Source organism: Aliivibrio fischeri, from assembly GCA_038993745.2.
In the GTDB taxonomy this organism is placed as follows: domain Bacteria; phylum Pseudomonadota; class Gammaproteobacteria; order Enterobacterales; family Vibrionaceae; genus Aliivibrio; species Aliivibrio fischeri_B.
In genome coordinates this window covers 419,008-437,023 of the sequence record CP160630.1, presented here as the reverse complement: position 1 = coordinate 437,023, position 18,016 = coordinate 419,008, and the positions used below count along the sequence as shown (strand labels likewise).

The following is an 18,016-nucleotide window of genomic DNA, read 5'->3' as shown; positions in this document are numbered from 1 at the left end:
ATATAGTTTTTGTTAACAATAAAGGTAAACAAGGATACGTTTATGTTTTTAGATTATTTTGCACTTGGTTTATTGGTCTTCGTTGCCCTTGTCATTTTCTATGGCATCATTGTCATTCATGATATTCCTTATGAGATAGCTCACAAACGCAACCACCCACATTCTGATGCAATTCATGTCGCTGGCTGGGTAAGTCTGTTTACTCTCCATGTTTTATGGCCATTTCTTTGGATCTGGGCAACGCTATGGCGTGAAGATCGTGGTTGGGGCTTCCATAAAATCGAAAACAATCAATTAGAGCTACAAACTCGTGTTAATCATCTTAATGACCAAGTAGAGCTATTAACTGAAAAACTCTCTCAAATAGAAGTCAATCAAGTTAAACAGGCGCCTCAAAAACCATCTCAAGAGGAGCAAGCATAATGGATTTATTGCTTATTTTGACGTACACCGCGTTATGTATTGCGGTATTTAAAATCTTTAATATTCCACTAAACAAATGGACAGTGCCTACCGCAGGTTTAGGCGGCGTTGTATTAGTTGGAACTCTAGTTCTATTAATGAACTACAACCACCCATTTACTCAATTTGGTGGACAATTTTATGTAACCACGCCAATTGTTCCAAGTGTTAGAGGCAAAGTTATCGAGGTTAACGTTACACCAAACCAACCTGTTGCCGCTGGTGATGTTTTATTCAAAATTGACCCAATTCCTTTTCAAGCTGAAGTTATTCGTAAACAAGCTGCTTTAAGTGAAGCTGAACAAGCAGCACTTCAGTTAGAATCAGTTTATAAGTCAGCACAATCAAACACAATAAAAGCGACAGCAGATAAAGATAAAGCCTATCGTGAATTTAAACGTTATGAAAAAGGCTATAAAAAAGGTGCTTTCACTGCTCAACAACTTGATACTCGTAAACAAACATACAAAGCTTCTGAAGCAACATTAGAATCGGTTCAAGCTCAAGAGCAGCAAGCAAAGCTTGCACTAGAGTCTGAAATAAACGGTGAAAACACTACTGTAGCTCGTATGCGTGCAGAGTTAGAACAAGCGCAATTTAATCTTGACGAAACAATTGTAAAAGCACCAACAGATGGGTATGTAACTCAAATGGCGCTACGTCCTGGTATGATGGCAGTCCCTATTCCACTTCGTCCTGTAATGACGTTTGTACATACAGAAGATCAATACTTTGTAGGTGCTTTCAGACAAAACTCATTACAACGATTACGAGCAGGATTCGAAGCTGAGTTTCTTTTTAGAGCGATTCCTGGACGTGTATTTAAAGGGGAAGTTGTAGAAGTGATCCCTGCTATTGGTGAAGGTCAAATACAAGCATCTGGTGCGCTTTTAGGAACAAATGCTATTCGTACAAACGGTCGAGCATTAGTAAAACTGAAACTGACTGATGATGTATCCGAATTTCACCTCCCAGCGGGTTCAAATGCTGAAATTTCCGTTTACTCTGATAGCTTCGAACATGTGTCGATTATGCGTAAAGTATTAATTCGTATGAAGTCTTGGCAAAACTATCTATACCTTGACCACTAACCACCTTTAACCTATATCATAAACGCCTTAAAGCACTGTTTTAAGGCGTTTTTATTTATATCAACAAAAAAATTATATATGTTATTGAATTCTCAACTCTGATATCATCCTCATGAAAAAACTGTTACATTGATGTTGCAGTCGTTTGATGGTCTCCAATGGGAGCCATTATATTTTAATGTGAGGACACATGAGTACTACGGATAAGTACAGTATAGACAGTACTGACTACGAGGTTGGACAGGACAATATCCAAAAATGGGGTTTTGATATTCATAATCAGGTTTTTGGTATTAGTGCTGGTTCCATTATTCTTTTTCTTACTGTGCTTCTAGTTATGGACCCAACAGAAGCAAAATCCCTTCTTGACGGTGTTAAGTGGCAAATCATCAACAATTTTGATGGCCTCTTTATGTGGTCTAGTAATATCTTTCTGATATTCTGTTTAGCGCTAATCATTTCTCCTTTTGGCAAAATTCGCATTGGTGGCGACAAGGCAAAACCTGAACACTCTACAATCTCATGGATGGCAATGCTATTTGCTGCTGGTATGGGTATTGGTTTAATGTTCTATGGCGTTGCTGAGCCTCTTGCTTATTTTACTGATTGGTATGGCACCCCTTTAGATGTTGAACCATTTACCGAAGAAGCTAAAAAACTAGCATTGGGCGGCACTATGTACCACTGGGGTATCCACCCATGGGCAATATATGGCTTAGTGGCCCTCTCTTTAGCATTCTTTACTTTTAATAAAGGCTTACCACTATCAATGCGCTCTGTCTTCTATCCAATTTTAGGTGATAGAACATGGGGTTGGTTCGGTCATATCATTGATATTCTAACCGTACTAGCGACACTATTTGGCCTTGCAACCTCTCTTGGTCTAGGAGCTCAACAAGCTGCTGGTGGTATCAATCATGTATTTGGTACCGATGGTGGCGTTAACATGCAAATTGGCGTAATCATTTTTGTGACCATGCTTGCTATGATCTCGGTAATACGAGGCATTGATGGCGGTGTAAAACTATTAAGTAACGTCAACATGCTTGTGGCTGTTGCTTTATTATTCTTCATTATTTTCATTGGTTTCTCTGATGTAATGAGTGCATTACCATTAACAGTGACAGGGTATATTGAAAACATCATTCCACTAAGTAATCCTCATGGTCGTGAAGATGAAGGTTGGATGCACGGTTGGACAGTATTCTACTGGGCTTGGTGGATTTCATGGTCCCCATTCGTAGGTATGTTCATTGCTCGTGTATCTAAAGGTCGTACCGTTCGCCAATTCTTGATCTCTGTAATGATCATTCCGACGTTGGCAACTGCATTATGGATGTCTGCATTCGGTGGTATTGCAATTGAACAAGTCGTAAATAAAATTGGTGAGTTGGGTGAGAATGGTCTACAAGACATCACTATAGCACTGTTTAATATGTATGATGCGATTCCTATGAGCACTGCTCTTTCAGTTATTTCTATCGTACTGATTATGGTGTTCTTTGTAACATCATCAGATTCTGGCTCATTAGTTATCGATAGTATTACTGCTGGTGGTAAAGTTGATGCACCAGTTCCTCAGCGTATTTTCTGGGCAACTGTTCAAGGATCGATTGCAGCGGTACTACTGTGGGTTGGTGGTACAGAAGCTATGCAAGCGCTACAAGCAGGTACTGTATCAACAGCACTACCATTTACGTTTATTCTTCTTATGATGTGTGTCAGTTTAATTAAAGGCTTTAGCACTGAAAAATTTGGTACGACACCAAATATGGGTAAAGCAAAAGCGTAAGTTGTTTAATGTTATAATTAAAAATAAAGCCCTGATACGAGAAATCGAAACAGGGCTTTTATTATTAATAAAGCGATATTATTTATTTTTTGCTTGCTCTTTTTCGTCTTGCGCCTTAGCAAAATCGGCTATCGTTTGGAAATCGCTTGGAGTCCAATAAGCTTTATTTCTCAAAGCTTCAGGTAACGCATTAAACGCTTTATCATTTTTATTATGGATTAACTTAAACGTAGCTAACGCTTCATATTCCGTTGATAAGCTCTCTTCCACTCCATTTTTAAAACCATTTGGTCGAAGATCTGTCCCTAAGTGATATTCACGATGAATAACAACCCATTTATTTGGTAATCGCTTATCGCTATCCCACCATACTCCATCCATGCTTTTGATTTGAGCTTTTGACTCTTCTTTCGATACTATACCAAGCTCAATAAATTTAGCTTCAATGGCTTTTGTCATCGCTTTTGAAAAATCATCTTTTGACAAATTTGGATTTTTAGCAATAACAGAACTCGCTATTTTTGCACCAAGCATATTCGAATATAAATCTTCCGGCGAAAATGCAGAGGCCAACTCTTTAAAACCACCAACCGATTCCATACCAAACCATTGAGCTATTTCATGCCATTGAGCAAGGCGATATGCAGTTAAAGCCGCTAGTTCCACACTGATATTTTGTTTCTCTTCAAAAGTAAAATTGCTTTTTGATTCAGTTAATTGGATCACTCTATCTTTTAACTCAGGCGATAAGGTAATCGAGTAATCAGTTCCTAAATGAGCTTTAAATTCAGTATATAAATAGTAAGTAAAATCTGCGGTATCACGAACGTGTGCTGAATCTAAAAATCCACCTTTTTCAGAATAAAAAATACCATTACTCTCATCACCAAGCCCCATCAAACTGCTTGCTACGCTTTGGCTACCATCGTTGTATATATGATCACCAAGATCATCAATATTTAATACATTTTCTACAGAGACAAATGGGACAGGAATCCCCCCTACTTCTGTTTGTAAATTAGTGCCAAATGCACAACATGGCCTCACACCAACTGGAGCATCCGCATATACTGAAAATGAGCTTCCGAAAAGAAGACTGGTCGCTATCATGAATAAAGATTTGTTATTCATATTCCCGCCCTTAAAATGCTTCGTTAATTTGAAAATACACGGCTTGGCTATCTTTACCTATACCGTAATCAAGTCTGACATTGACTCTTGGTTTGAAAGCAAACCGGTAACCTACTCCATACGTAGGTAGCCATTTACTATCAAATAACTGTTGATAAGAATCAGCAACATTACCACCACCAACCCATGCAACCATGCCATGACGGTGATTAAACTGATGACGCACTTCGATTTGAGCTGATGCTTGTGTATTATCCCTATACTGTCCGCTGTAATAGCCTCGCATACGCTTATCACTACCTAATGAAGACAAAGCAAACCAAGGAACATCGCCTTGCACTGTTTCGCTGTATGCTTCCCAAGCCAGTACAGTATCGCTTGTTACTCTGTAATATTGGCGATAGTTAAAGGTCGCTTTATTAAATTCATAATCCGAGCCTAGCGACTTACTGTATTCATTCCAGTTAATACTGAGTAACGTACCGCTGTATGCATTAAGTTCAAAGTCTCGGCTATCATATTCAAGACTAATGGTTGCTGCTGTTAAGAGTGTATCCTCTAAGTCTTTTGAATTAAGAAGCAACGAATCTGTCGTCTGCTTACGATGGCTTTCCAAATCAAAACCCGCTAGCAAATAGGTATTAGGATAAAATTGATACGCTATTTTCGGAGTAAACCCAAAGATTTCAGCTTCAACTAAAGTTTTGTTTCCTTCATTCTCAGCTTGCTCTTTCCCAATCCCCCAATAGTATTCGGGCGTATGACTTGCTTTTGCTTGAACTAAAAATCGAAGTTCATCGTTTTCAAAATAAGTTCGGTTATTAACCCCTATTCCATAGGAACCAGAGCTCGAACCATAACCCGTAATACTAACCGTAGATAATGGAGCGCTGTCTTTATCTTCTAATGGCGAATATAAGCCAACAGCGGCAATACCGAGACCAAAGCCTTGCTCAGGGTTAGCAAAAGGGCCAGGTAGCACTGCCCAATCAACACCTTGGCTAACATCGATATCTTCAGATGAACCTAATTCTTCAAGAAAAGTGTCGACCCAACTTTGTGGTTCTTCTTTTGCCGAGATCGACAATGCGTAGCAGCTCAATAATACTGCCGTCGATATTTTTAAAAGTGTCATTGCTTAAAATCGCATATCAACGGTAAAGAAAATGCTTTTACGATCACCAAGTCCAGCTTCACCGAGCAAATACAATCGATCATGTAGTTTATATTGCATACCAATTAAAGGGTTCCATGGTGTCACTAGATGCTGTTCAACATTAAAACGGCCGTTATCCACTTTACCAACTAGACTACCCAAACTACCCGTTAAACCAATATCGGTTAAATTACCAGATAATGACTGCTCTACATCTTGATACATAGCACCAACCCACAAACGAAGTGGTGCGCCTAAACGATTAAAGTCATAACCAATACGTGGAGAAATAACAATGGAGCTAATAGTACCATCAATAACATTAAGCTCTGTTTCCGTATAACTGGCATCAGCCAAAGCAAATACATCTTTATATCCACCCGCTAATACAAAACCAGCGCCATAAAGTGTGCCATTTAAATCTAGGCGAAATGGCATTTTTATACCCGCTTCTTTACCAAACGGTTTAACATTAATCGTGGTTTCCGAGTACCCTTTTAACTGACCAACAATTCCATACAAATTCAAAAAAGGAAAAAGCCAAACATCACCGCGTAATGTCAGCACTTCACTCATTTGTTTACCGTTTCCTATAGGTTCAACTTCCACTAAATCACTAATTTGATGAGGTGGATTCCAAGGCAATAACGCAGGAACAGTTCCTTCAAAACCCACACTATCTACAGAGATATCCTGAGTTTGTTTCATATAACTAATATTTAATCCAAATGCTTCAGGTAAATCATAACCACGAGCTTCTGCTTCATCTTTCCAAATAGGTAACGTAAAGGACTCTGCAAACAATGAAGATGAATAAGATAAGAATAACAAGCAAAGTACAGTAAGTGCTCTTTGCGACATAAAAACTCCAAATACTGAAGGTAAGTAATCCAAAAGCGGCTTCAGTTTTCGATGAATAATACTCTCCAGCTTTTCATAATCAATCTTCTTTTACACTGATTTACAAATAGATAGAATCTGTATTAAAAATGAGATACCACTGCGTTTTTTAGAATCAAATCACAGAATACTTAGAAGCAACCGATAGATATTAGCAATGTTTTTAACGAACACAAACATTGTAGTAACATTTACATTTAAAAAAAGGTGCTGTACGCACCTTTTTTATTTGTTTTTATCGCTTATTTTTTCCGCGATTTGCATGAATTTTTAATTTTGCTTTCATTTTTCGTTTATCTGACGAGCGACCACGACTCTGTCTTGGACGATCTTCTCTTAACGGAGCGTTTGGATCGGGTTCATACCCTTGTAACCACTCTTGAGGTAAGCGTGTATCTAATAACGTTTCAATCGCCTTTAATAAATACTCTTCATCCATACTCATTAAAGAAATTGCTTTACCCGTATGCCCTGCTCTGCCTGTACGTCCTATACGGTGTACATAATCTTCAGCCTTAAATGGCAATTCATAGTTAATCACGCATTCAAGTTGTTCTATATCTAAACCACGAGCAGCAACATCTGTTGCTATTAATGCACGAACCTTACCTGTCTTAAACTCTTCTAAAGCTCTCAGGCGTGCTCCTTGGCTTTTATCTCCATTAATAGAAGCGGCTTTTATCCCATCTTTTTTTAGCTCTTTTACTAATTCATCAGAGCCTTGTTTGGTTTTAGTAAAGACCAACACTTGCTGCCAATTACGAGAACCAATTAAATAAGCCAGCAATTCACTCTTACGATGTTTATCTACTGGGTAAACCATCTGCTCAACGGTTTCTGCTGTGCTATTGTCGGAGTCACTTGAACTTCTTTAGGCTTGTTCAGCATGTAATAAGCTATTTCTCTTACTTTTTTACTGAAAGTTGCAGAGAAGAACAGAGTTTGACATTCATCAGGCATTTTACGCAGAATCTTTTTAATATCAGGAATAAAGCCCATATCTAACATACGGTCAGCTTCATCTAACACTAAATACTCAGCTTGATTTAAGGTGATAGTTTTTATATGCAGATGATCTAACAAACGCCCTGGTGTTGCGATTAATATATCTGCCCCACCAAGCAAATTCTCTTTTTGTACATTAATACTTGTACCGCCATACGCCACTACAACCTTTAATTCGGTATTTTGAGTGTAACTTACCAAACTATCAAAAACTTGTTGTGCTAATTCACGAGTAGGCGTAAGAATTAAGCTTCGCACCACTTTGGATTCTTCATGACGTTCAATTGGACTTTCAATCAAACGTTGGATCAGCGGTAGACCAAACGCTGCTGTTTTACCTGTACCAGTTTGTGCTCCAGCCAGTACATCATGTCCTTGTAATACTAGTGGAATAGCTTGTTTCTGAATGGGTGTTGCTTCTTTAAAACCTAATTCTGCAACCGTTGTTAGGATTTGTTCTGTTAATCCTAGAGACGCAAATGACATGATGAACCTATGCATAGACAATAATTGGCGCTGATTGTAGCAAACCATTCATATTAACCCTACGGTAAGTCGCCATCATTTATGGATTTATTTTCTAAACATAAGAAAAATCCAGTGTACTTTGCAGATACACTGGATTAATTAGAAAGTAATGGATTTAATCAATAAAGATTATAGGTAATAACGAGCCCCTAACATCAATTATGATAAATGCTGAGAATTGATAGAAGCAAGTGATAACACATCATGTCCACTTAAGGCTTGATAAGGACGCAAATCGAATAACGGCATAATAGAATATATGTGATCAAAGAGATCAGCTTGAACCCCCTCATAAAAGACCCAATCCGTATTATTGGTAAAAGCATAAATCTGCAATGGTAATCCCTCAGGGGTTGGGTCTAGTTGACGCACCATAAACATCATATAAGAATGAATGTCTTTATTTGTTCGTAAATAAGCGGCTAAATACGCACGAAAAATCCCTAAATTGGTCATCTGACGTGTATTGCCCAAATGTGGGATCTCATCTAGTTCATCATTATATGCTTTAATTTCTTTTGATTTTTCAAATAAATACTCTCTTAAAATTCGAATATCTTTCAATGACTCAATCTCTTCATCGGTCATGAAACGAATTGAATTTACATCTATATTTACAGCTCGTTTAATACGTCTACCACCAGAATCAGACATTCCTTGCCAGTTCACAAACGCATTTTGAACCAAAGCATAAGCTGGGATCATGCTGACTGTATTATCAAAGTTCCGAACTTTGACCGTCGTTAGTGAAATTTCTTCAACTGAACCGTTCGCTTTGAACGAATCCATCTCAATCCAATCATTTAACGAGATCATACGGTTTGCTGAAAGCTGAATACCTGCCACGAAACCCAAGATCGTATCTTTAAATACCAACATGACAAAACCAGTCGCAACCCCTAGCCCACTCAAGAAAATAACTGGTGATTCATTGGCAAGGATAGACATGGATACCACAAGGCCAACAAAAAAGGTAAATAACTTTATGAGTTGAACAAAGCTCTTAACTGGCATTCGACGAGTAATGCCTTTGAAAGTAGCAACATCATTAAGCGCATCAAGTAATGCAAAAACGAGCCTTATAAAACTGATAAGAATAGAGATACTGAGAACTTTATCTGCAATGGCTGATAGTAATGTGTAATGCCCAAGTGCCAATGGGATTAATAGATCCAATACCATTACAGGGACAAGAAGCGTTAATTTTTCAAGTACTTTATATTTAGAAAACGCATCAGATAAGGGTTCATTTGTTCGATGAAGTACATTTCTAATGGTGCGAACAATAATATGATGAGTAATTAGATGACCAATAATAGCAATACCGATTACCACCGATACAAATACGATAGTCAACTCAACCCCATAAGGATCACTATTGATCCCTAGAACACTTAATTTATCTGAAATATAATCTCGTACATGATGCTCTAACACGCAGCCATCCTTAATTTATTCAATCATTTTATATGTTAATAATCATAGACTTTTAGCCTGTTTCCACAAGCACTATTTTAAGTATAGGTTCTATAGCCATGGCAAATCACAAATAAATATATAGCATCCAAAAAATAGTATTTTTCTTATACAAAAAGAGTAAAACACACGCACAATCACAAATTTTGAAAACTTAGATTGTTTTAAGTCAAATCTACTTTTTAGGACTACAATCTCGAGGTCTCTTACATTTAACTCAGAGGTTAAAATGGAAAATCAAACTCCAAGTCAGGCTTTAATTTCCAAAGGTTGGAAATATTTTATTATTGTTGGCGTCATTGTCGCGCTTGCTGGATTAGGAGCAACTAGCCTACCTGTTATGGCTGGTGTGACGATTTCAACAATCATCGGCACCCTATTATTAATTACAGGGTTAGTTCAGGTTTACCATACTTTTCGTATTCACTCTTGGAAAGAAAAATTATGGTATGTATTAAGTGCTTTATTTTATATTGTTGGTGCTCTATTTATTCTCTTTAAGCCACTAGAAGGGCTTATGACCATCACTACCATCATGATTGTGGTTATGATCTTTAATGGCCTAACACGCATGATTTTTGGGTTTACCAATAGAAACCTTCCTGGTAGCGGAATGGTTATTTTGAGTGGATTACTTTCTGTCATTATCGGTGGGTACTTCTTTAGCCTATTCGATAATCCTGAGTTTTCTCTATCCTTATTAGGTACTTTTGTTGGTGTATCGCTAATCTTTGAAGGAATGAGTTTTCTATTCATTGGTTTACGGCTCAGAAATGCATCAAAGGCATAATAAATAGATTCTAGATCTGCCAGTAATGAACGACTGAGTTCCGAATTAAAAAAGATAGCCCGCAGTATAAGGAAATAATGCGGGCTTTTTATTGTTAATAGCAAAAAGCCTCTTAGGGGGAGTAAGAGGCTTTTAATTAACTTAGAGCAAACTATTATTTAAGGTTATCTTGAATTAATGATAATGCCGTTTTCATTGCACCTTTTGTTGAACATTCAACTTGGCGAATGTTAGTAAAACGTTCTGCTTCTTTTACTGGAATATCATGAGCAAGAATAATGAATTTAGCGTTTTCTACATCTTTTGCGGTTAGCTTATTCATTAGGCCATTAGAGCCTTGAGTTTCAACTTTAATCTTGATACCAGCTGCCGCACCTGCTTTTTCTAGTGCTTTTGCTGCCATGAATGTGTGAGCTACACCAGACGGACAACAAGTCACAGCTAGAACATCATACTCACCTTCACCAGCCTCTGGTGCTGCTGCTTGTGTTTCTGACGGAGCAGCAACAACAACTTCATCTTCTTCGATAACAACAGGTTTCCAGAAACCTACGATTAATGCTGTTGTTAACGAACCTAGTGCAATACCTACAACATACATTGGAATGTTGCTAGATACAGGAGCTGTAATTAAACCACCCCATGGAGCATGAAGTAACACGTCAGTTAAGAAACCAAACACACAACCAACCATACCGCCAATTACGATAGATGGTAGAACACGTACTGGATCGTTTGCTGCGAATGGGATTGCACCTTCAGAGATACCAATTGAGCCCATGATTGCCGCTGCTTTACCTGCTTCTTGCTCTTCTTTAGAGAATTTCTTCTTAAATAAGAAAGTTGCAAGCGCCATACCTAGCGGTGGAGTACAAATCGCGATACCAACACCACCCATTAACCATGGTTGTGTATTTACTTGTGTTTGAGCGAACAGAGTTGCTACTTTGTTGATTGGACCGCCCATATCAAACGCTGTCATACCACCAAGAATCGCACCAAGTACCGCTTTAGAAGAACCTGCCATTGATGCTAGGAATTCATTCATGCCAACCATGAAAGAAGAGATAGCAGCACCTAAGCCCCACATTACGATACCCGCAGATACTAATGTACCAACTAGAGGGTAAATAAAGTATACACCTAATGCACTTAAATGAGCTGGAATTGGAAGTTTCTTAAGTTGAAGAACCACACCACCAGCAATGAAACCTGCGACGATACAACCTAGGAAGCCACCGCCTAAATCAGCCATAATGCCTGATGCAATAAATGCTGGCGCTAATGCTGGTTTGTCCGCAATTGAGTAACCAATAAAACCACCAAGAATAATAGGGAAAAGTACTAGGCCCTTAATCGCAATGGTTGATATATCAGCTAAAATACCTGTATCAGGAACCGCACCTTTACCTGTAGCCATTACCGCTAAAGCTAACAGAACCCCACCAGCAACCACGAATGGAAGCATGTGAGAAGTACCAAAAAGTAAGTGTCCTTTTAATTTTGATAGTGTTTGTTTCCAATCACTTTGATTATGCGTTGCAGTCATCGTTGACATAAAAGTAATCCTAAAAGTTAGTTAGTCAATAGATCTAAAATTTGTTGTTTAGTGGTCGCTTTTTGCATATCTGCAATCAGGTCATCACCAAATTTTTCAAATAACGCTTGTAGTGCATAAATGTGGTGATCGCCGCTTTCTGGTGAGGCAATCATAAAAAATACGCTTGGCTGTTCATCATCAGCTTGATATTCAATAGGCTCTTTAGATACCCCAACCGCAATTGCAGGTGTGATAACTGACGGGCTTTTAGCGTGCGGATAGGCAATACCCATGTCACTAGTTACACATTGTGATTCACGTGTATAAATATCAGTTAAGAAATTTTCTTTATTATTAATGCGACCATTTTGAAGCAGTGTTTCAGCAAGTTCAGAAAAAACACCATCTTTTGTAGTTGATTTTAAATCCAATGTAATTAAGTCGGTATTAACTAATGATGTAATCATTTTTATTTCCTACGCTCATGTTTGAGCTAATATTTTAAAAACATAAAACCATTACATTTCAAAAAGTTAACTTCTAGAGCAATTCAATTTTAAATGCGTTGGGTTTCATTCGATGAGGAAATAATATGAATAAATGACACGGTTGGTAAGTTGATATTTCAAGCATTTACTGGACTTTTGTACCCTCAGATCCAAAGTGTGAGTTCAGTAACAATTACGCATATAAAAAAACCGCTAACTCAAATTAGCGGCTTAATCAGTGGGAATAATTGATAATAATTTAATAGATACTGTCGTTCAAAATAACATTTTTGCTTGTACGCTTTGCGTTATAAAGCAATTCATCAGCTAGTTTATACGTGTTTTTTTCTTTACCAGAGAAACTCAACCCACCGCTAATTGTTACCTTAAGGTCATGATTCCACTGTAAGTTCTCAACACTTCTACGTATATCTTCAGCCAATTCAATACAATCTAGAGGCTCAACCAAAGTAAAAAGAACAACAAATTCTTCACCGCCTATCCGGTAACATTTATGATGATTCCCAAGTATTAGAGCGATTTCACTTGCGACTTTTTCTAATACTTCATCTCCAACCTCATGACCAAGACTGTCATTAATTGCCTTAAATCCATCAATGTCTAAGATTAAAAACGCATGATCCTTCAGTGCAATCCCCTCATAATCAATCATAAACTTTCTTCGGTTTAATGAACGAGTGAGTGGATCCGTATACGTTTCAATATTCAGATACTTTATTTTAACTACCATCATTAATAATAATGATGAGATAACAAGTAATATGACAAATGCAATTTTTAAAAATAACAACGATTGTTGATGGTCTTCATTCAAATGACTATTTTCACTTTGCTTTAATTTATTTGAAATTAAAAGATGATAACTGGCACTCTGTCTTTCATCACGTACAGCATTGTACCTTTTATTTAAATTGTAAAATTCGATTGTATTATTCGTTTTAAGGTAATAATCAAAAAGAGTTGAATACACTAATTTAGTAAATCTTATTTGATTCGTCCTATCTGCTATTTTTAATAGCTCTTCTTTCTTACTTTCAATCAATGAATAATTTTCATTTTTTAATGCTAATTTGAATTCAATTATCTTTATTAAAATATGTTTATCTAATAATAAGCTAACTTTATCTTTCTCTAACTCAACCTGAGCAAGTATTAGACATTGATTTGCTTTCTCGCTCAAACCAACCTCATCATAAGCTTCAGCTCTCAGAGATAATAGATAAACATGATAATCACGCCAATCTTCTTCGTTGTAAGCGGCTTGGTATTGATCTACATTTTCAAGGAGATCCAATGCTTTTTTAGGTTTATTTATTGCTAATTTATTTTCAGCTAAACTTAATGTTGCTCTAGTTTTTAATTTTTTCCACTCATCTGAGCTATCTTTATATTGAATAGAATTAATGATTTTATTTGCAAAATCATAACCTTTAAAATAAGTAATAATTAATGCTAAGCTAAATTCTCCAGTGGCAACTTTTAATTCATCTCCACTTTCATGAGCAATGTCTATATATTTTAATGATGGGTCGATCATTCCATAAAGATCATTATCTTTATATCTTAACGTCGCTATTTTATCTAAAACTAATAATTGAGAGTCTTCATTTAGATCGCCATCTTGTAATGCAATATTTAAGATTGCAGTACCAATTTTAGGACCATTTTGATAATTAATAATTGGTCGAATACTTTCAGCTATATCTTCAATATTATTTTGATATTCGTTTTTATTAAAGCGGTTAAAATCGGCAATAACTTGGCATTCAAGTGACTTACATACCGTTGATAGTTCAATGAGCTGCTTCTTATAATCAACAGATCTATCACTAACATCATGGGAGTGAAGCGTTTCATTCACAACAAAAGCAGTCGCAACTGAAATAATGATGATACCTGCAAGCAGCAAGATTAATTTTTTCATTTTTGGTTTTTAAAAAAAGAAAGGAGTATACGCTTTTATTTTTCATAACAATACAAAAATAAAGAAAAAAACCAGATGATAAAACAAACGTCTAAAAAGGAAAATAAATCTTTTAAATCATAAAGTTAAAAAACAATATAATTTCTTTCTCTACAGCCAACAACAATTCCCCTTCCATCTCGTCAGATTGGTGACACTGTCACGAGCCTTGTTAAAACTTAATTAACAAATGCACGTATCAATTGCAAATGCGGTTCAACTAAGTCTTCGTGATTACTCCTGTATCCACCACCAACAACACAAGCAATAGGGATCCCCTTTTGTGCTGTAATATTCCTCATAAATTTATCTCGTTGATACAATCCTTCTGTTGATATATTTAAATAACCTAATTCATCATCAATATGAATATCTACACCTGCATCATAAATAATAAGATCAGGCTGATGATGATTAATTGCCATTTCAACAATCTGCTCAAACGCCTCTAAAAATTCATTATCTTGAGTGCCAATAGCTAACGGGACGTCATAATCAGAGGTAGGTTTTCGCGCTGGAAAGTTTTTATCACAATGAAAAGAGAGCGTGATGATGTCACCTCTGTCTGCACAAAGTGTCGCGGTTCCATCACCATGGTGAACATCACTATCAATAATTAATACTTTATCTATGCTGTCTTTGTTTAATCCGTGATGTGCTGCAATAACTAAATCATTAACTAAACAGAAACCGCTACCAAAATCATAATGAGCATGATGGTAGCCACCGCTTAAATGTATAGCACTGCCATTTTCTAATGCTTTATCAACAGTTAGACAAGTACCAGAGGCTGACAGTAGTGTTCTCTCAATTAATGATTTGCTCCAAGGAAAACCAATTCGTCGCATTTTAGCTGCAGGTAAAGTTCCAGTAACTAACGCATTTACATAGTTTTCTTCATGGATTTGTTTAATTGCTTCAATAGATAACGGTATTGGTTCGAAACAGCAGTAAAGCTCATCAGAATAATGAGACTGAATAGCTTGATACAAACGCTGATACTTTTGAATAGGATAACGGTGCCCATCAGGCAGAGCCAACTGAGAATATATCGGATGATAAATTAACGCCAACATGTACGAAAAGCCCTATTCCAAAAACAAAAAGAGCAACCATTATGGCTGCTCTTTATCAATACGCAAAATAATACTAATTATTTACTGCAACGTTCTTTAACACTGTTTTATTAAACAGCTTATGAACAAAAATAGTTATAAAGACAGGTAATAGCCAAGATGTATGTGATGAGAACAACGGTAGCCATTGTTCACAAAACGCTGTCATACTTTCAGGCAACTTACCTAAAATATGTAAGGCATCAATTGTACCAAACAGCGCTGCAATACATACAACAGCAGTGTGGCTCATTGAAATCGTTAACGCATTTGATTCTGATTTTTCAAAAATTAACACCATAGCGATGATCAATGAAATCGCAATAGGACACAAAATTAAAATCGCTGGAAGACTTACTTCAATGATAGTTTCTAGACCGAAGTTTGAAATAATTGCCGTTAATACCATGATCACTGTTGCACTAACTTTAAATGTAACTCCGTAAGTATTTTTATAATACTCTGAGTTTGCATTTGTTAGGCCGATGGTTGTCGTTAAGCAAGCCATTAATGTAATTGCAGCTAATAAAATTTGACCTAACATACCAAACTCACCTGCAGCATAACGCGTTAAGATCTCACCACCATTGGTTGCACTTGGTGCAATTTCAGATGATGTAGAACCCAAATAGCCCATAGCTAAATAACATAACGACATTAAAACAGAATAAATAACCGCAATACGAATGGTGTAATAAGAAATCGCTTTTTTCTCTTCAATTCCTTTACTGCGAATAGTTTGAATAATCACCCAACCAAACGCAACTGCAGCAATAGCATCTAATGTCATGTAACCCTGAATTAAACCATTCACCGCAGGAGCTTGTTGATATACTTCAATCGCTTGGCTTGGTTCCCCTAAAGGATTTACTAATGCTGCAATAACCAATACTGCTAGCATAGCGATTAAAGCAGGTGTCATCACTTTACCAATATAATCAACTAACTTACCCGGCTTTAGTGCTAACCACAGCGTTAATGCACAAAATAAAGCAGAAAAAACCATTAAGCCATTACCAGAATAGAAAGGCTTTACCCCCATTTCATAAGCAACAGTTACAGCTCGAGGTAATACAAATGCAGGGCCTAAAGTGGTTAAAACTAAAAACCAAAATGAACGGTCCATCCATTTAGGTAATAGCGCTGTTAATTTATCAGCAGAAGATAAACGCCCTAACACGACAAGTGTAAATGCAGGTAGACCAACGGCAGTAAGTAAAAAGCCAACAATAGCAATCAACCAGTTTTCACCTGCTTGTTGAGCCATTAATGGTGGATAAATTAGATTGCCAGCACCTAAAAACAAGGCGAAGGTCATAAAGCCAATAGCAGCGAGATCTCTTCTGTTCACACAACATACCTTATAAGTTTACTTGGTATCAGTTGGGCTAGAAGATATAAAAGGAGTGCTCTATCCGCCAGCCTAACTGACGAATAAAAAAGCCGTCAGTATCAGTGAATGACAACGACGACAGAGACAAGTGTATACGCAATCTTGCTCGATTCTGCTTGATAAGCAGTCAGATTGTTTTTAATGTTCGTAAACATAACTTATACACTCTATAAAATAATTGTTGTTAAACTAAATCAAAGCCCGAAGATTGTAAAGCATATTTATTGATAATAAGCATTTCATTATAAACAGAAGCAAACAACAACTGAATAAATCTGTATTTATGCCACTAAATAGTCTTCCTATTTAGCGACATAATCATTACTTAACTGCTGCAACGAATGCGATTTCAACTAAGTAATTAGGATCAGCAAGCTCTACTTTTAAACACGCACGGCTTGGAGCACACCCTTCTGGTAACCACTTTATCCATGCTTCATTAAATACGGCTAGATTAGCAAAATCAGTTACATAAATAGTAACCGATACTAAACGAGACTTATCACTATTTACACTTGCTAGCATCGCTTCAGCTTGAGCGAATACTTGCTCAGTTTGGCCTAGCATATCTGCCGTTTCATCTTCTGCCACTTCAACAAAATGAGCCATTTTATTAAATACTGTTACATCAGACCATTTTTCGCTTGGGTTAATACGTTGAATATCCATGTTTATACTTCTTGGTTAACAAAAAAATGAGCTCTGATTTTACCATAGGCATTAGCAATGCCATATAAAATGTATAGTGATTATTCGATCTCTTTTAACGCTGATAATGCCAACTCAGCCTTACTAGATTGAACAAAAATATGATCATGATAAAACGCAGCCACCACATTCGCACTTATCCCTTTTGATGCTAATTTGGTTGATACAGCGGCAGTGAGACCTACAGCATCTAAACTTGAATGAACCGTTAACGTTATTTGACGAAATACCCCTTCAAATGGGATGTTTTCCTTAAGAGCAACGTCTTTCTCTAAAACTAAGGTTAATCCTTCTTGCTCAACAAAACTCCCAATAGAGTTTAAGCTAATATATTCTTTCAGCTCCCCTTTCACACAGCAAAACACATACTCTTGAGTTAACAGTTCTGGCTTCATTGTTTTAAGCAGTTTATCTAATTCTAAAATTCCTGACATGGTGTACTCCATATTTAATTGAT

15 protein-coding genes and 1 pseudogene are annotated in these 18,016 nt (G+C 36.8%); 4 read left to right on the top strand and 12 right to left on the bottom strand.

The window, feature by feature from the left end; all coding sequences use genetic code 11:
* The first annotated feature begins 42 nt into the window (after positions 1 to 42).
* The 3 genes from AAFX60_015995 (at position 43) to AAFX60_015985 (ending at position 3,345) form a co-directional block, all read left to right on the top strand.
* Positions 43 to 423, top strand: a complete 381-nt coding sequence (locus AAFX60_015995; protein XDF79901.1) for a DUF3302 domain-containing protein — start codon at positions 43 to 45, stop codon at positions 421 to 423.
* Positions 423 to 1,553 (top strand): HlyD family secretion protein, encoded by a 1,131-nt coding sequence (locus AAFX60_015990; GenBank protein ID XDF79900.1) that lies wholly within the window; start codon positions 423 to 425, stop codon positions 1,551 to 1,553. Before AAFX60_015995 ends, AAFX60_015990 begins: the two co-directional genes overlap by 1 nt.
* A 190-nt stretch (positions 1,554 to 1,743) precedes the next feature.
* Entirely contained in the window at positions 1,744 to 3,345 is a 1,602-nt protein-coding gene (locus AAFX60_015985; GenBank protein ID XDF79899.1) for a BCCT family transporter, read from the top strand.
* Positions 3,346 to 3,423: 78 nt separating this feature from the next.
* Here the strand turns inward: AAFX60_015985 and AAFX60_015980 are convergent, their stop codons facing one another.
* The 5 genes and pseudogenes from AAFX60_015980 to AAFX60_015960 all read right to left on the bottom strand — a co-directional run bounded on the left by AAFX60_015980 (position 3,424) and on the right by AAFX60_015960 (position 9,502).
* Complete coding sequence (locus tag AAFX60_015980; GenBank protein XDF79898.1) at positions 3,424 to 4,476, bottom strand: DUF4056 domain-containing protein; 1,053 nt, start codon at positions 4,474 to 4,476, stop codon at positions 3,424 to 3,426.
* Between the two features lie 10 nt (positions 4,477 to 4,486).
* Positions 4,487 to 5,611 carry a BamA/TamA family outer membrane protein gene (locus AAFX60_015975; GenBank protein XDF79897.1) on the bottom strand — a complete coding sequence of 375 codons (1,125 nt, stop codon included), beginning with the start codon at positions 5,609 to 5,611 and terminating at the stop codon, positions 4,487 to 4,489.
* A 3-nt stretch (positions 5,612 to 5,614) separates the two neighbouring features.
* Positions 5,615 to 6,493 (bottom strand): TonB-dependent receptor, encoded by an 879-nt coding sequence (locus tag AAFX60_015970; GenBank protein ID XDF79896.1) that lies wholly within the window; start codon positions 6,491 to 6,493, stop codon positions 5,615 to 5,617.
* Positions 6,494 to 6,767: 274 nt separating this feature from the next.
* Positions 6,768 to 8,023: pseudogene (locus AAFX60_015965) on the bottom strand (DEAD/DEAH box helicase).
* A gap of 201 nt (positions 8,024 to 8,224) precedes the next feature.
* Positions 8,225 to 9,502 carry a mechanosensitive ion channel family protein gene (locus tag AAFX60_015960; GenBank protein XDF79895.1) on the bottom strand — a complete coding sequence of 426 codons (1,278 nt, stop codon included), beginning with the start codon at positions 9,500 to 9,502 and terminating at the stop codon, positions 8,225 to 8,227.
* 268 nt (positions 9,503 to 9,770) lie between these two features.
* On the opposite strand from AAFX60_015960, the gene AAFX60_015955 reads away from it, so the two are divergent.
* On the top strand, positions 9,771 to 10,331 hold the full coding sequence (locus AAFX60_015955) for a DUF308 domain-containing protein (GenBank protein ID XDF79894.1): 561 nt from the start codon (positions 9,771 to 9,773) through the stop codon (positions 10,329 to 10,331).
* 154 nt (positions 10,332 to 10,485) lie between these two features.
* Here AAFX60_015955 and AAFX60_015950 read toward each other — a convergent pair whose 3' ends face one another.
* The 7 genes from AAFX60_015950 to AAFX60_015920 form a co-directional block, all read right to left on the bottom strand.
* On the bottom strand, positions 10,486 to 11,889 hold the full coding sequence (locus tag AAFX60_015950) for a fructose-specific PTS transporter subunit EIIC (GenBank protein ID XDF79893.1): 1,404 nt from the start codon (positions 11,887 to 11,889) through the stop codon (positions 10,486 to 10,488).
* A 17-nt stretch (positions 11,890 to 11,906) separates the two neighbouring features.
* Positions 11,907 to 12,338, bottom strand: a complete 432-nt coding sequence (locus tag AAFX60_015945) for a PTS sugar transporter subunit IIA (protein XDF79892.1) — start codon at positions 12,336 to 12,338, stop codon at positions 11,907 to 11,909.
* 280 nt (positions 12,339 to 12,618) lie between these two features.
* On the bottom strand, positions 12,619 to 14,304 hold the full coding sequence (locus tag AAFX60_015940; protein ID XDF79891.1) for a GGDEF domain-containing protein: 1,686 nt from the start codon (positions 14,302 to 14,304) through the stop codon (positions 12,619 to 12,621).
* A gap of 218 nt (positions 14,305 to 14,522) precedes the next feature.
* Positions 14,523 to 15,419, bottom strand: a complete 897-nt coding sequence (locus AAFX60_015935; protein XDF79890.1) for a histone deacetylase — start codon at positions 15,417 to 15,419, stop codon at positions 14,523 to 14,525.
* Positions 15,420 to 15,492: 73 nt separating this feature from the next.
* A complete protein-coding gene (brnQ, locus tag AAFX60_015930; protein ID XDF79889.1) occupies positions 15,493 to 16,809 on the bottom strand; it encodes a branched-chain amino acid transport system II carrier protein in 1,317 nt (438 codons plus the stop codon).
* A gap of 363 nt (positions 16,810 to 17,172) precedes the next feature.
* Positions 17,173 to 17,520: a RidA family protein gene (locus tag AAFX60_015925; GenBank protein ID XDF79888.1), complete on the bottom strand. Its 348-nt coding sequence runs from the start codon at positions 17,518 to 17,520 to the stop codon at positions 17,173 to 17,175.
* Between the two features lie 80 nt (positions 17,521 to 17,600).
* Positions 17,601 to 17,993, bottom strand: coding sequence for an ACT domain-containing protein (locus tag AAFX60_015920; GenBank protein XDF79887.1), 393 nt, complete (start codon positions 17,991 to 17,993; stop codon positions 17,601 to 17,603).
* Between the last annotated feature and the right edge of the window lie 23 nt (positions 17,994 to 18,016).

Bases quoted from the DNA above. Each gene is read 5' to 3' on its own strand.
- AAFX60_015970 (XDF79896.1), bottom strand. From the start codon at position 6,493: ATGTCGCAAAGAGCACTTACTGTACTTTGCTTGTTATTCTTATCTTAT.
- AAFX60_015975 (XDF79897.1), bottom strand. From the start codon at position 5,611: ATGACACTTTTAAAAATATCGACGGCAGTATTATTGAGCTGCTACGCA.
- AAFX60_015925 (XDF79888.1), bottom strand. From the start codon at position 17,520: ATGGATATTCAACGTATTAACCCAAGCGAAAAATGGTCTGATGTAACA.
- AAFX60_015985 (XDF79899.1), top strand. From the start codon at position 1,744: ATGAGTACTACGGATAAGTACAGTATAGACAGTACTGACTACGAGGTT.
- AAFX60_015940 (XDF79891.1), bottom strand. From the start codon at position 14,304: ATGAAAAAATTAATCTTGCTGCTTGCAGGTATCATCATTATTTCAGTT.
- AAFX60_015980 (XDF79898.1), bottom strand. From the start codon at position 4,476: ATGAATAACAAATCTTTATTCATGATAGCGACCAGTCTTCTTTTCGGA.
- AAFX60_015945 (XDF79892.1), bottom strand. From the start codon at position 12,338: ATGATTACATCATTAGTTAATACCGACTTAATTACATTGGATTTAAAA.
- AAFX60_015920 (XDF79887.1), bottom strand. From the start codon at position 17,993: ATGTCAGGAATTTTAGAATTAGATAAACTGCTTAAAACAATGAAGCCA.
- AAFX60_015935 (XDF79890.1), bottom strand. From the start codon at position 15,419: ATGTTGGCGTTAATTTATCATCCGATATATTCTCAGTTGGCTCTGCCT.
- AAFX60_015950 (XDF79893.1), bottom strand. From the start codon at position 11,889: ATGTCAACGATGACTGCAACGCATAATCAAAGTGATTGGAAACAAACA.
- AAFX60_015990 (XDF79900.1), top strand. From the start codon at position 423: ATGGATTTATTGCTTATTTTGACGTACACCGCGTTATGTATTGCGGTA.
- AAFX60_015955 (XDF79894.1), top strand. From the start codon at position 9,771: ATGGAAAATCAAACTCCAAGTCAGGCTTTAATTTCCAAAGGTTGGAAA.
- AAFX60_015995 (XDF79901.1), top strand. From the start codon at position 43: ATGTTTTTAGATTATTTTGCACTTGGTTTATTGGTCTTCGTTGCCCTT.